15 protein-coding genes are annotated in these 13319 nt (G+C 49.5%); 6 read left to right on the forward strand and 9 right to left on the reverse strand.

Going from position 1 to position 13319, the window contains the following annotated elements; translation table 11 throughout:
• Positions 1–22: 22 nt before the first annotated feature.
• A complete protein-coding gene (locus tag P2G85_RS01880) occupies positions 23–850 on the forward strand; it encodes an NAD-dependent epimerase/dehydratase family protein (RefSeq protein WP_275862403.1) in 828 nt (275 codons plus the stop codon).
• Positions 847–1485: a YdcF family protein gene (locus tag P2G85_RS01885; protein WP_275862404.1), complete on the forward strand. Its 639-nt coding sequence runs from the start codon at positions 847–849 to the stop codon at positions 1483–1485. The genes P2G85_RS01880 and P2G85_RS01885 overlap by 4 nt, the downstream gene beginning before the upstream one ends.
• Before the next feature lie 63 nt (positions 1486–1548).
• On the opposite strand, the gene P2G85_RS01890 is transcribed toward P2G85_RS01885, so the two are convergent.
• Together P2G85_RS01890 and cysS are read right to left on the reverse strand one after the other, a co-directional pair.
• A complete protein-coding gene (locus P2G85_RS01890; protein ID WP_275862405.1) occupies positions 1549–2127 on the reverse strand; it encodes a thymidine kinase in 579 nt (192 codons plus the stop codon).
• 84 nt (positions 2128–2211) lie between these two features.
• Entirely contained in the window at positions 2212–3594 is a 1383-nt protein-coding gene (gene cysS / locus P2G85_RS01895; protein WP_275862406.1) for a cysteine--tRNA ligase, read from the reverse strand.
• A 203-nt stretch (positions 3595–3797) separates the two neighbouring features.
• Here cysS and P2G85_RS01900 point away from each other — a divergent pair, with 203 nt between their 5' ends.
• The 4 genes from P2G85_RS01900 (at position 3798) to P2G85_RS01915 (ending at position 6976) form a co-directional block, all read left to right on the forward strand.
• Positions 3798–4292 (forward strand): peptidylprolyl isomerase, encoded by a 495-nt coding sequence (locus P2G85_RS01900; RefSeq protein ID WP_275862407.1) that lies wholly within the window; start codon positions 3798–3800, stop codon positions 4290–4292.
• Between the two features lie 61 nt (positions 4293–4353).
• Positions 4354–5112, forward strand: coding sequence for a UDP-2,3-diacylglucosamine diphosphatase (gene lpxH, locus P2G85_RS01905; protein ID WP_275862408.1), 759 nt, complete (start codon positions 4354–4356; stop codon positions 5110–5112).
• Positions 5113–5190: 78 nt separating this feature from the next.
• Positions 5191–6405: an EAL domain-containing protein gene (locus tag P2G85_RS01910; protein ID WP_275862409.1), complete on the forward strand. Its 1215-nt coding sequence runs from the start codon at positions 5191–5193 to the stop codon at positions 6403–6405.
• Between the two features lie 67 nt (positions 6406–6472).
• Complete coding sequence (locus tag P2G85_RS01915) at positions 6473–6976, forward strand: YchJ family protein (protein ID WP_275862410.1); 504 nt, start codon at positions 6473–6475, stop codon at positions 6974–6976.
• Between the two features lie 79 nt (positions 6977–7055).
• Here P2G85_RS01915 and hisIE read toward each other — a convergent pair whose 3' ends face one another.
• The 7 genes from hisIE to hisD form a co-directional block, all read right to left on the reverse strand.
• Positions 7056–7691: a bifunctional phosphoribosyl-AMP cyclohydrolase/phosphoribosyl-ATP diphosphatase HisIE gene (hisIE, locus tag P2G85_RS01920; RefSeq protein ID WP_275862411.1), complete on the reverse strand. Its 636-nt coding sequence runs from the start codon at positions 7689–7691 to the stop codon at positions 7056–7058.
• On the reverse strand, positions 7688–8461 hold the full coding sequence (gene hisF / locus P2G85_RS01925) for an imidazole glycerol phosphate synthase subunit HisF (protein WP_275862412.1): 774 nt from the start codon (positions 8459–8461) through the stop codon (positions 7688–7690). The genes hisIE and hisF overlap by 4 nt, the downstream gene beginning before the upstream one ends.
• A complete protein-coding gene (gene hisA, locus P2G85_RS01930; protein WP_275862413.1) occupies positions 8443–9180 on the reverse strand; it encodes a 1-(5-phosphoribosyl)-5-[(5-phosphoribosylamino)methylideneamino]imidazole-4-carboxamide isomerase in 738 nt (245 codons plus the stop codon). The genes hisF and hisA overlap by 19 nt, the downstream gene beginning before the upstream one ends.
• Before the next feature lie 12 nt (positions 9181–9192).
• Positions 9193–9807 (reverse strand): imidazole glycerol phosphate synthase subunit HisH, encoded by a 615-nt coding sequence (gene hisH / locus P2G85_RS01935; protein ID WP_275862414.1) that lies wholly within the window; start codon positions 9805–9807, stop codon positions 9193–9195.
• Positions 9808–9819: 12 nt separating this feature from the next.
• Positions 9820–10893 (reverse strand): bifunctional histidinol-phosphatase/imidazoleglycerol-phosphate dehydratase HisB, encoded by a 1074-nt coding sequence (gene hisB, locus P2G85_RS01940; protein ID WP_275862415.1) that lies wholly within the window; start codon positions 10891–10893, stop codon positions 9820–9822.
• A gap of 74 nt (positions 10894–10967) precedes the next feature.
• Positions 10968–12008, reverse strand: coding sequence for a histidinol-phosphate transaminase (gene hisC / locus P2G85_RS01945; RefSeq protein WP_275862416.1), 1041 nt, complete (start codon positions 12006–12008; stop codon positions 10968–10970).
• 2 nt (positions 12009–12010) lie between these two features.
• Positions 12011–13315, reverse strand: a complete 1305-nt coding sequence (gene hisD, locus P2G85_RS01950) for a histidinol dehydrogenase (protein WP_275862417.1) — start codon at positions 13313–13315, stop codon at positions 12011–12013.
• Positions 13316–13319: the final 4 nt, after the last annotated feature.

Consider the following 13319-nt stretch of genomic DNA (forward strand, 5'->3'; position numbering starts at 1 on the left):
AAAAGGGGGCAGGAAAACACATATGGCGAATATTCTGATCATTGGTGCTGGCTGGCTGGGCCTGCCTTTGGCACAAGCACTGAGCATTGAAGGACACACGGTGACCGTGACCCGCACCAGTCAATCAAGGCTGGATGACATTCAGATCCCACTGATAAATAAAGCGCTACTCGACCTTTCTACCGCACAGGCTGAACAAGAACTGGCACAATTACTGGACGACTACGCGATTACACATGTGATAGGCAGTTTCCCGCCCGGATTCCGCAAAGGGTATGGCCAGGAATACGCTGAGCAGTGGAATAAACTGGTGCGCGCTGCGAAGTACCGGCCGATCGACAAACTGGTGATGATCAGCTCAACTACCGTCTACCCCAATTTGCCAGGCGAGATGCGAGAGCAAGATGCCGCTCTGGCGCAAGCGCAAGGCAATCCACACTTCTCTGATAACGCTCGGATCATGTTACAAGCTGAGCAATACGTCATCGACTCCGGCATAGATTACGCTATCTTACGTTGCAGCGGTTTATTCGGCCCCGATCGCCATCCATCCCGCTTCGCCACACGCCTGTCACAGGTCAGCCGTAAAGCGCCGGCCAATATGCTGCATCAGGACGACGCCGTCGCAGCAAGCATATTTGCGTTACAACACCTGCACAACCAAGTGGTCAATGTCACAACACCAAATACCGTCAGTAAAGCCGAGTTTTACCAGGCTGCGATTTTACAAGCGCAACTGGAAACGCCCTTACCTCCGGTCACCGACACTGCGGATAAACGTATCGTCGCCGATAAACTCATCGCGCTCGGTTACGACTTCCGTTTCAACTCAACGTTGGATGCGCTATGAAGCTATATCAACAAATTGAAACCTTGTGGGGTTACATGCAACTCGGGCATGAGTTGCAGCCCGCTGACTGCCTGTTCGTGATGTGCAGTAATGATATGCGCGTCGCAGAGCATGCGGCAGCCCTCTACCACCAAAAACTCGCACCACTGGTTATTTTCTCCGGCGGCGAAGGACGTTTTACTGATGGCCTGTTTGATACAAGTGAGGCCGAAACCTTTGCTGCCATTGCCAGAATGGCCGGTGTCCCCGGCGAAGCCATCCTTCTTGAGACCCAATCACGCAACAGCGGGGAAAATGTCCGCTTCACCGAGCAGCTACTGAAAAACCAAGGCCTACACTGTTCATCTTTAATTTTGGTGCAGAAACCCTTTATGGAACGCCGCGCTATCGCGACTTTTGAGAAACAGTGGCAGTCGCCATATTCCCGGCTACAAGTGAGTTCCACGGCGCATTCATTCTTCGATTACATTAATGAAGACATGCCGTTAATGATGGTGCTGGAGGCTTTGATGGAAGATTTCAGCCGGATCAAACACTACCCGGCCAAAGGTTTTCAAACCACACAACCGATACCGGATCATGTCGCTGACGCCTATCAAGTGTTACATCAGCGGTTTGGTTTTGGCGCAGCGTAATTGCTGTTTCTAACTCAATAAAAAAGCCACCGTCAACGGTGGCTTTCTAATTCGGCTGTTAGACTACTTATCCAACGCTTCTTTGTAGTGCTGGCGGCAGACCGATACATAACGGTCATTACCACCAATCGCCACCTGGTCACCTTCTTTGATAGCAACACCATGTTCATCGGTACGGATCACCATATTGGCTTTACGGCCGCAGTGGCAGATCGTTTTAAGCTCTACCAGTTTATCAGCCCACGACAGTAAGTATTTACTGCCTTCAAACAGTTCGCCCAGAAAATCGGTACGCAGGCCATAACAAAGCACTGGAATATTTAATTTATCCACCACTTCCGTTAATTGATATACCTGCTCCTTTGATAGAAACTGGCATTCATCCACCAGAATACAGTGGCGTTTTTCCACTTCATTCAGGGCAGCGATCTCAAGGTAGAGATCAGTGTCCGGTCTAAACAAATGGGCATCCGATTGCAAGCCGATACGGGAACTGACCTTGCCGACACCATAACGATCATCCAGCGCGGCAGTAAAAATGACGGGGGTCATTCCTCGCTCTTGATAGTTAAATGAAGATTGAAGAAGAGTCGTCGATTTACCCGCATTCATTGCTGAGTAATAGAAATACATCTGAGCCACAGGGCACTACCTTCGTTAAAGTTTAGAATTTATAAATAGTGGTAAAGAAAAGGGCTGAATCATCAGCCCTTTTCTAAGATTCAATTACTTACGACGCCACGTGGTGCCTTCAGGGCCATCTTCTAAAACAATGCCCATTTCGGTCAGCTTATCACGTGCCATATCGGCATTAGCCCAGTCTTTTGCCGCACGAGAGTCATTACGCAGCTTAATCAGCGTTTCGATTTCTGCTACTTCATCATCATTGCCGGCGTCGCCTTTAAGGAATGTCTCCGGATCCTGATAAAGAATACCGATCACATCCGCCAGTTCACGCATCAGCGCACCTAGCTGGCTGGCTTTTTCCAGATTTTCTGTTTTCAGACGGTTGATCTCACGCGCCATATCAAACAGCACAGAATAAGCTTCTGGGGTATTGAAATCGTCGTTCATTGCCGCTGTAAAGCGAGAAACGTACTCCTCACCACCAGCCGGTGCCACAGTAAGATCAAGACCGCGCAGAGAAGTGTACAGACGCTCCAGCGAGGCGCGCGCCTGGTTGAGGTTCTCTTCGCTGTAGTTCAGCTGGCTGCGGTAATGGCCAGACATCAGGAAGTAACGGACGGTTTCTGCATCGTAATAACCCAACACGTCACGGATGGTGAAGAAGTTACCCAGTGACTTAGACATCTTCTCTTTATCCACCATCACCATACCGCTGTGCATCCAGGTATTCACATACTGAGTATCGTGAGCGCAGCAAGACTGAGCGATTTCATTCTCGTGGTGTGGGAACTGCAGATCAGAACCACCGCCATGGATATCAAAGTGATTGCCAAGAATGGACGAGTTCATCGCTGAACACTCGATGTGCCAGCCAGGACGGCCCGGGCCCCATGGCGATTCCCATGTTGGTTCACCCGGCTTAGACATTTTCCACAGCACGAAATCCAGCGGACTGCGCTTGGCGGTTTCCACATCCACTCGCGCACCGGCCTGAAGCTGTTCAAGATCCTGCTTGGATAGTTTGCCATACTCATCAAACTTGCCCACTTCAAACATTACGTCGCCATTATCCGCCACGTAAGCAAAGCCGCGCTCGATCAGTTTCTCAACCAGTTCGATGATTTCGGTGATAAATTGCGTTGCACGTGGCTCAACGTCCGGGCGCTTCATATTTAACGCATCAAAGTCAGCGTGCATCTCAGCAATCAGGCGCCCTGTCAGTGATTCACACGATTCACCATTTTCTGCTGCACGCTTGATGATTTTGTCGTCGATGTCGGTGATGTTACGCACAAACGTCAGGTCATAACCCAGGTAGCGCAGGTAGCGCGATACGACGTCGAAAGACACAAACGTACGGCCGTGGCCAATATGACAGAGATCGTAGATGGTAACTCCACAGACATACATGCCGACTTTACCGGCTGTAATTGGTTTGAATTCCTCTTTCTGTCTTGTGAGTGTGTTATATATCTTTAACATGATCTCTATCTATAATTGTGAATGGTTTACAGACTGGCGAGTATATCAACTCCCGCTCTTTTAGGTAATAGCAATCTCAGCGATAAAACGATAATCGGCTAAACTTCCAGCACAAAACTAAGAATTATTCGCCTCAGGTTTTGCTTGGGTATGAACTTAGGCTAGAATCCGAGTTTCAAGACAACACAGTAAAGGAAAGTAGCATGATCACCCTTCACACTAATTTTGGTGACATCAAGATTCAACTAAACGAAGAGAAAGCGCCACAAACCTGCGCGAACTTCCTCCAGTACTGCCGCGACGGCTTTTACGACAACACTCTTTTCCACCGTGTTATTGACGGCTTCATGATCCAGGGCGGTGGCATGGAGTCAGGCCTGCGTGAAAAAACCACACGCGCGCCTATCAAAAACGAAGCCAACAATGGCCTGAGCAATAAAGTGGGCACACTGGCGATGGCTCGTACTATGGAACCTCACTCAGCAAGCTCTCAGTTCTTCATTAACGTTAACAACAACACCTTCCTTGATTTCCGCTCAGAAAGCCTGGACGGTTGGGGTTACTGTGTGTTCGCTGAAGTGGTTGAAGGCATGGATGTGGTTAACAAGATCAAAGGCGTAAACACCGGTTCTTACGGCATGCACCAGGACGTTCCACTAGAAGACGTGGTTATCACTGGCACCACTATTGAAGAATAATTCACCAGAATTACTCGTAACAGATTAATTTGTGGGGAGGCATCGCTTCCCCTTATTTTTTATGACGACACTATTTATATCAGACCTGCACCTCACGCCATCCCGGCCGGATATTACCGAATGCTTCATGACCTTTATGCGCACCGAAGCGATCTCAGCCGACGCGCTTTATGTGTTAGGCGATCTGTTCGAGTTCTGGATCGGAGACGATGACAATACACCATTTGCCAGTAGCATTCGTGCTGAATTCAAAGCACTGACTGAAGCCGGTGTCGCTGTGTACTTCATCCAGGGAAACCGTGATTTTCTCCTCGGTGAGCGTTTCTGTAAGGAAACCGGCCTAACCTTGCTCGACGATGTTTGCACCATCGACCTGTATGGCCAGAAAGCGGTGATCCTGCATGGGGATACCCTCTGTACCGATGACGTAAAATACCAAAAGTTCCGTGAAACCGTTCATCAGCCCTGGTTACAATGGGTGTTTCGCCACATACCATGGCCGGTTAAAAAATGGATTGTCGGCAAAGTCCAGAGTGACATTCGTGATGATAAAGCAACAAAATCGCTGGATATCATGGACGTGAACCAGAACGAAGTAGAACGCGTAATGTCTCAAAATTGCGTAAAGTTGATGATTCATGGTCATACACATCGACCAGATACACATTTTTTTCAAACCGAATCTGGTACAAACATTAGAATCGTTTTGGGTGATTGGTATACGCAAGGCTCTGTGTTAACAGTCAATTCTGATGGCTACGAACTACAGTCCCGGCCGTTGCAATCATCATTTCATCAATCGACGTCGGACGCCTCATAGATTCGGGCTCCACCCATGGATAATTTGAAATAACTCGTTATTATCAATAAGCAAGAATTAACAGAACGAAGTGCCGAATTGAAGTATTCTTATGTCGCTCGCCAACCGATCCTGAATAGAGAGAAGAAAACCGTAGGGTATGAACTTCTCTTTCGTGACGGTCCGAAAAATACCTTTCCAGAAGTAGAACCTGAACTGGCTACTAGCCGTTTGTTGTCTGATCACTTCCTGTCCACACATTATAATACTCTCGGTGACAAGCTCGGCTTTGTTAATTTCCCATACCAGAGCTTAGTAAACCTGGTCCCGATCTTGTTTCCAAAAGACTCATTGGTTATCGAAGTGCTGGAGGACTGTGAGCCAACGGATGAGTTACTTGAGGCAATCAGGCAGCTGGCCGAAGCGGGCTACAAAATAGCACTGGATGATTTTGTTCCGACCAAAGCCTGGAAACGCTTTTTGCCCTACGTATCACTGATCAAATTTGATATACGCATCGTACCGATTTCCAAAGCCGCGGTTTACATCAACTCGCTTCACGCCTTTGAGATTGAATTTTTGGCAGAAAAAGTGGAAACCTATGAAGAGTTCGAGCAGGCATTAAATGCCGGATTCAGCTATTTTCAGGGGTATTTCTTTAGCAAGCCGGAGATGATCCAAAAAAAGCGCCTCAACCCTTACTTTCTCACGGTGGTGCAACTGTGTAAGCATATCGCAGACGAGCCAATCGACTTCAGCCAGCTCGAACAACTGTTTTCGATGGACGTAACCCTGTCGTACAAGTTACTGACCTACGTCAACTCCGGGTGCACACTCACCACCAATATCAAGTCATTCCGTCAGGCACTGGTTTACTTGGGGGAGGATCGGCTAAGACGTTTTATCTCATTGGTTGCCATCGCCTCTGTTCATGAAGATAAACCCGATTCGCTCTATTCCCTGGCGACTCAGCGTGCGCGAATGTGTGAGATCCTGCTTAGTCAAATGAATACCAGATATGATCCGGGTCAGGCCTTTCTCACCGGGATGTTTTCGCTTTTAGACTCACTGCTCGATCAACCTCTGGAGGATGTGATTGAGAATATCCCCGTAGATGCCGAGATCAAGCAAGCCCTGATCTGTCGCAAAGGTGTGCTGGGCTATCTGTTGTCGATGATCGTCGCTTATGAGCAAGCCGACTGGGCGCTGACGGAAAAGTATTGCAAAGCATTAAAGCTGACCGACGCTCAAATCGCTAAAGCCTTCAGCCAGTCTACTGCATGGGCCCAAGAACTGCTTTCGCAAAACTGCTAAACCGCTATAATGGGGCCGGCTTCACGCATGTGCGGCCGCTGATTTTAAAAATACGAGACTTACTGTTATGGCTTCATCTTGCCCCTGCGGATCAAACCGTACCTATTCCCAATGCTGTCAAATCGCCCACAACCACCACGCTGATGTGACCACCCCAGAGCAACTGATGCGCTCGCGTTACAGTGCACATGTGTTAGGTTTGGTTGATTACGTAGTGAATACCTACCACCCGAGCTGCCACGCAGAAGAGCAGCGCGACGCCATTACCCAATCTATCGACAATGATTGGTGTAAGCTGGAGGTTACCAAAGCTGAAGCTGGCCACAACGCAGACGAAGGTTTTGTGGAGTTCAATGCCTACTTCAATGAAGACGGTAAGCGTTATTGTATGAACGAACGTTCGCGCTTTGTCAAAGAAGACGGCCTGTGGTACTACATTGATGGCACATTCCCAGAAGAAGAAGCCACTCCAGACCCACGCCTGACCCAGCCAGTCAGCAGCGTAAAAGTCGGCCGAAATGATCCGTGCCTCTGCGGCAGCGGTAAAAAATTCAAGAAGTGCTGTGGCTAGCCACTCACTAGCGAGCAATAAAACAAAGGCTTCCAACTGGAAGCCTTTTTCATTCTCAATATTTAGTCTTGCTACTAAATTACTTGTGGCGCTCTTTTAGTTTATTGACCACATCGTTCATCGACAAACCCTGATCTTGCAACAAGACCAGCAGGTGATAAATCAGATCGGCAGATTCACACACTAGCTCCGCCTTATCACCCGACGTCGCCGCAAGCGCGACTTCAACGCCTTCTTCGCCCACTTTCTGCGAAATACGTTTGGTACCGCGGGCATAAAGGCTGGCGGTATAAGATGAGTCTGGATCGGCACTCTTGCGGGCAGCCAGTAGCTGCTCAAGCTGATGAAGCCACACCATTTGTGACTCTTCCTGAGGGTCGCCGTCCCAACATGTTGTGGTCCCGGTATGGCAGGTTGGGCCGATGGGATTGACCTTGATCAGTAGCGTATCGTTATCACAATCCAGTGCGATGTTCACCAGTTGAAGAACGTTTCCGGAAGTCTCGCCTTTGGTCCACAAACGCTCTTTAGTGCGCGAGAAAAACGTCACCTGGCCTGTTTCACCCGTTTTCGCCAACGCGGCTTGGTTCATGTAGCCCATCATCAACACTTGGCTGGATTGAAAATCCTGGACAATGGCAGGTACCAGACCATCCACCTTGTCCCAGTTGATTCGCTCAGATAGCGAACTTACTTCGGCGGCTTGCAAACTCATAGTCGTACCTCTATGCCTTGTTGTTTCAAATACTGTTTCAGCTCACCAATATTGATGACTTGTTTGTGGAATACCGACGCCGCCAGTGCACCGTCCACATTGGCTTGCTGGTAGGCCTCGGCAAAATGCTCCATTGCACCAGCACCGCCGGACGCAATTAGCGGCACGTGACACACTTCACGCACCATATTCAGTTGTTCGATATCGTAACCATTACGCACGCCGTCTTGGTTCATCATGTTCAGTACGATTTCACCCGCGCCCCGCTTTTGTACTTCCTGCACCCAGTCACGCGTTTCCCATTTCGTTGCTTTGGTGCGCTCTTCATCGCCGGTAAACTGGTAAACCTGATATTTACCGGTCTCTTTGTCGTAGTAAGAGTCGATGCCAACCACGATGCACTGCACACCAAATTTGTCCGCCAGTTCAGTAATCAGCTCTGGATTGGCTAATGCCGGTGAGTTAATCGATACTTTGTCTGCGCCAAATTCGAGAATGCGGGCCGCGTCTTCCGCTGATTTGATCCCACCCGCCACGCAGAAAGGAATATCGATCACTTCTGCCACGCGTGCCACCCAGCTCTTGTCTACCACCCGACCATCACTTGATGCGGTGATATCGTAAAACACCAGTTCATCGGCACCTTCTTCGGCATAGCGCTGCGCAAGAGGCACGATGTCGCCAATGATTTCGTGGTTGCGGAACTGAACGCCCTTCACAACCTGACCATCTCGAACATCAAGACATGGAATTATTCGCTTTGCCAGCATGTAAATGCCTCCTCTGCAGTGAATTTCCCATCCAGCAGTGCCCGACCGACGATCACGCCTGAGACACCACTGCCTTTCAATGCTTCAATATCGGCCAGAGAGCCGATACCACCTGAGGACTGGAACTGCACTTGTGGATACTGTTTACATAGATCGACGTATAGCTCAACGTTTGACCCCTCTAGCGTGCCGTCACGTGAAATATCGGTACACAAAACATGCTTGAGGCCCACCGTCAGGTAATCATCAATCAGCGCTTCAATCGTTACGCCTGAATCTTCCTGCCAGCCTGAGATGGCCACTTTACGGGTACCGTCCTGGTCAATATTGATGTCGAGCGCCAGAACAATTTTCTCTGCGCCGTATTTTGCCATCCAACCTTTTACCAGTTCCGGTTGTTTCACCGCCGTAGAGCCAACCACCACGCGCTGAGCACCCGCTTCCAGCAAGTCGGTAACGTCCTGCTCACTGCGCACACCACCACCAATCTGGATGTTTGCTGGTGTGCTCGCCAGTAACCTGGCAATAAGGTCAAGCTGACGCGCAGAGGTATCTTTTGCGCCCGTCAAATCAACCAAATGCAGCCAGTTTGCCCCGGCCTGATGGTACAAATTAAATTGCTCTGCCGGATCAACTTTGTATTCGGTTACCTGGCCGTAATCCCCCTGATAAAGGCGAACCACCTGTCCTTCAATTAAATCAAGAGCTGGAATAATCACACTAAATCCCTTTTATAGTTCTAAGAAGTTTTGAATAAGCTTCGCGCCCGCTTTAGAAGAACGCTCCGGGTGGAACTGCACGCCATAGTAATTACCACTTTGAACGGCTGCGGTGAACGGATTACCGTAATCACACTCAGCAATCGTGTAGTCCCCTACTGGCATCGCGAAGCTGTGTACAAAGTAAAAATATTCCCCTTCTTCAATACCTTTAAACAACGGGTTTCCTTCTTTAGCTGAAACCGTATTCCACCCCATGTGCGGCAATGGCAACTCACCGGTTTGCAGTAGCTTCACTTCACCATCACAAAGACCAAGACATTCCACCAACTGATCGGCTTTTTGACCTTTCTCCTGAGAAACCTTACCGAGCAGTTGCATGCCCAGGCAGATGCCGAGTAGTGGTTTCTCTACCTGTTTCACCAGGTTGATCAAGTCACGCTCTTCAAGGTTTTTCATCGCTTCACTGGCTGTACCTACCCCCGGCAGGAATAGCTTGTCAGCCGACAATACCACTTGAGGATCTTTAGAAATGGTTACTGTGTAGCCCAGCCGTTCAATGGCGAACTTTACCGAAGAAACATTGGCACAACCGGTATCAATAATGACCACTTTTTGTTCTGTCATCGGGTTCGCTCCTTAAAGTACGCCTTTACTGCTCGGTAACTCGTTGCCTTCAACTTTGATTGCCTGACGCAAAGTACGGCCGAACGCCTTGAACAAACTTTCAATAATATGGTGATCATTTTCACCAGACGAAGAGAGGTGCAGCGTACACGCCAGCGTGTCGGTTAATGAACGGAAGAAGTGCTCCACCATCTCGGTCGATAAGTCTCCGACCAGTTCACGGCTGAACGTGGCATCAAACTTCAGGTATGGGCGACCAGACAAATCCAGTGCACATTGCGCCAAGCATTCGTCCATCGGCAAGCTGAAACCAAAACGGCCAATACCGCGCTTGTCCCCTAGTGCTTCTTTCAGCGCCTGCCCCAATGCCAGTGCGGTGTCTTCTACCGTGTGGTGATCATCAATGTGCAAGTCGCCTTCCACTTTGCACACCATCCGGAAACCACCGTGCGTCGCAATCTGATCCAGCATATGGTCAAAGAAGCCCAGGCCGGTTGAAATCTCGTTTCCGCCTTGCTCATCAAGATTAACCGCGACCTTAATGTCAGTCTCTTTGGTGGTACGAATCACCTTCGCGACACGCGCTTTAACCGTCAGATCTTTGAGGATCTGCGGCCAGCCCATGGTTTCCGGGTGGTACTGTATACCGCGAATTGCCATGTTCTCAGCCAGTTGCAGGTCGGTCGGACGATCACCAATCACTACAGAATTCTGGAAATCGACTTTCCCGCCCTGAAGATACTCTTTGACCATACCCAGTTTTGGTTTACGACAGGAGCAGTCATCTTCTTCGAAGTGCGGACAAATCAAAACATCGTCAAATTTGACGCCCTGCGAGGCAAAGATTTCCATCATCATATTGTGTGGCTCATCGAAATCTTGCTGCGGATAGCTGTCGGTACCTAACCCATCTTGGTTGGTCACCATCACTAAACGATAGCCCGCATCCTGTAACGCCAACAAGCTTGGGATCACATACGGCTCTAACTGCAATTTATCCAGACGGTCAACCTGAAAGTCGATAGGCGGCTCAACTATCAGCGTACCATCACGATCGATAAACAGGATTTTTTGTTGTTTACTCACTCGAACTTCCTTATTGCTAATCTTGCTAACACCCTCGCACAACACAAGAGCGTGATTCATTCTTGGACTACCGGTTACGAATAATAGTTTCTGATAAAGCCGAGTGTTTTTTCACACTCATCACGGCTACCAACACTGATGCGCACACAGTTTTCAACCGGTGAGTTACGCAAAATAATCCCCGTATCCCAGGCGGCTTTAAACAGTGCATCACCATCGGGGAACTGCACCAGCAGGTAATTGCCCCAACCTTCGTACACGGTCAGCCCGGGGATCATCGACAACCCGACCTGCAGGTAAGCACGGTTGGCGTTGAGATCAAGCACCTGGAATTTGGCCCGGGCCAACCCCGCTTCGGACAGCGCCTGAGTGGCGATCTCTGCGACCGGCACCGGTACCGGATAAGGCGCGATAACTTTCAGCAGAACGTTGATCAGCTCCTCGTTGGCCAGGGTAAAACCACAGCGCAGGCCGGCCAGGGCAAATGCTTTTGACAGGGTACGCAAAATAGCCAGATTCGGGTATTGCGCGAGAAGATCAACCGTAGAGGCTTCCGGGCAGAAATCGATGTAAGCTTCGTCCATCACCACAATCGCACGATCTTGAGTCATCTCAAGCAAAGCAACGATATCTTCACGTTTAACCAGGTTACCGGTCGGGTTATTAGGTGAACAGACAAAAACCAGCTTAACCTTATCCAGGTTGGCTTCAATCGCGGTTAAGTCGAGCTGCCAGTCCGAAGTTAACGGCACGGTTTTGCGCTCTACCCCAAAGGTTTCAGCACTGATAGCGTACATACCGTAGGTAGGTGGACAATACAAAATGGCGTCTTCACCCGGCTCACAGAACGCCCGGATCAGCAACTCAATGCCTTCATCGGCCCCGCGGGAGGTTAAAGTCTGTTCTGGCTTAACCCCGGCGTAGGCCGCATAGGCGTTAATCAAATCTTTGGGTTGACACTCACTGTAACGGTTAAGACCGGCAAAATCGGTTTTGTATTCGTTATTAAACGGCGATTCGTTGGCATTTAACCAAACATCGCCGGTCCCGCCGATACGGCGCGCCGAAAGATAAGGCATTAACTGCTGAACCTGTTTACGAGCTAATTTTTCCACCATCAGGCTCCTTCTGTTTGGGCTTGCAACTTTTCAACCCGGATCGTCACTGCGCGCTTATGGGCATCCAGACCCTCCGCCTCCGCCATCGTGACAACAGTTGGTGCCAGATTCTGTAAGCCTTCGGCTGACAGCTCTTGAACCGTCATACGCTTTGAGAAATCGGCTAAACCAAGGCTTGAATAAGTCCGTGTGTAACCGTAGGTTGGAAGCACATGGTTAGTACCTGACGCATAATCCCCTGCCGATTCCGGTGACCAGTCACCGAGGAATATCGAACCGGCATTATCGAGCAACGGAAGCAATTCACGTGGATTCTTGGTCTGGACGATCAGGTGCTCTGGACCGTAGTAATTGGAAATCGTAACCGCTTTGGTCAACGAGTCCGCAATGATAATCAGACTGGATGCCAACGCTTTTTCTGCAATGTCGGCACGTGATAATTGTTTGAGCTGGCGCTGGACCGCATCGGCCACCTGATCAGCAATAACCGAAGATGGTGTCACCAATACGACTTGAGAGTCCGGCCCGTGCTCCGCTTGACTAAGTAGATCGGCGGCAATAAAGTCCGGGTCCGCAGTTTCGTCTGCAATTACCAGCACTTCTGACGGCCCCGCCGGCATATCAATCGCCGCACCACGGAAATCATTACTGACCTGACGCTTTGCCTCGGTGACATAAGCATTACCCGGACCAAATATTTTATCTACTTTAGTCACGGTCTCGGTTCCGTAAGCCATGGCTGCCACTGCCTGGCCGCCACCAACGTTATACACTTCATCAATACCGCACAGTTTTGCCACATAAAGAATTTCATCGGCGATGGGAGGCGGAGAACATAGTACCACTTTCTGACAACCTGCAATTTTGGCCGGAACCCCCAACATCAAAACCGTTGATGGCAGTGGTGCACTCCCTCCCGGAATATACAAGCCAACTTTCTGAATTGGGCGAGTAACCTGCTCACAAATTACTCCAGATTGCGTTTCCACTTTGAGTGGTTTCGGCTTTTGTGCGGTATGGAACTTAGCAATATTCTGGTACGCCTGCTCGAGGGCATTTTTCATCTTGTCAGACAGGCGCCCGGATGCGGCATCAATTTCCTCAGAAGAAACTCGAATTGACTTTGGTGTAACTCGGTCAAATTTCTCGGTCAGCGCCATCAGCGCCGCATCACCTTCACGACGAACCTTAGCGATAACATCGGCAACGGCTGCCGTGATATTTGCACCTTCGGTAATTGCCGGACGCTCAAGAACCGAGTCTTGCTGCGTTTCACTCAATGATTGCCATACGACTGTTCTCATTGCA

The organism is Vibrio sp. CAU 1672, from assembly GCF_029223195.1.
In the GTDB taxonomy this organism is placed as follows: domain Bacteria; phylum Pseudomonadota; class Gammaproteobacteria; order Enterobacterales; family Vibrionaceae; genus Vibrio.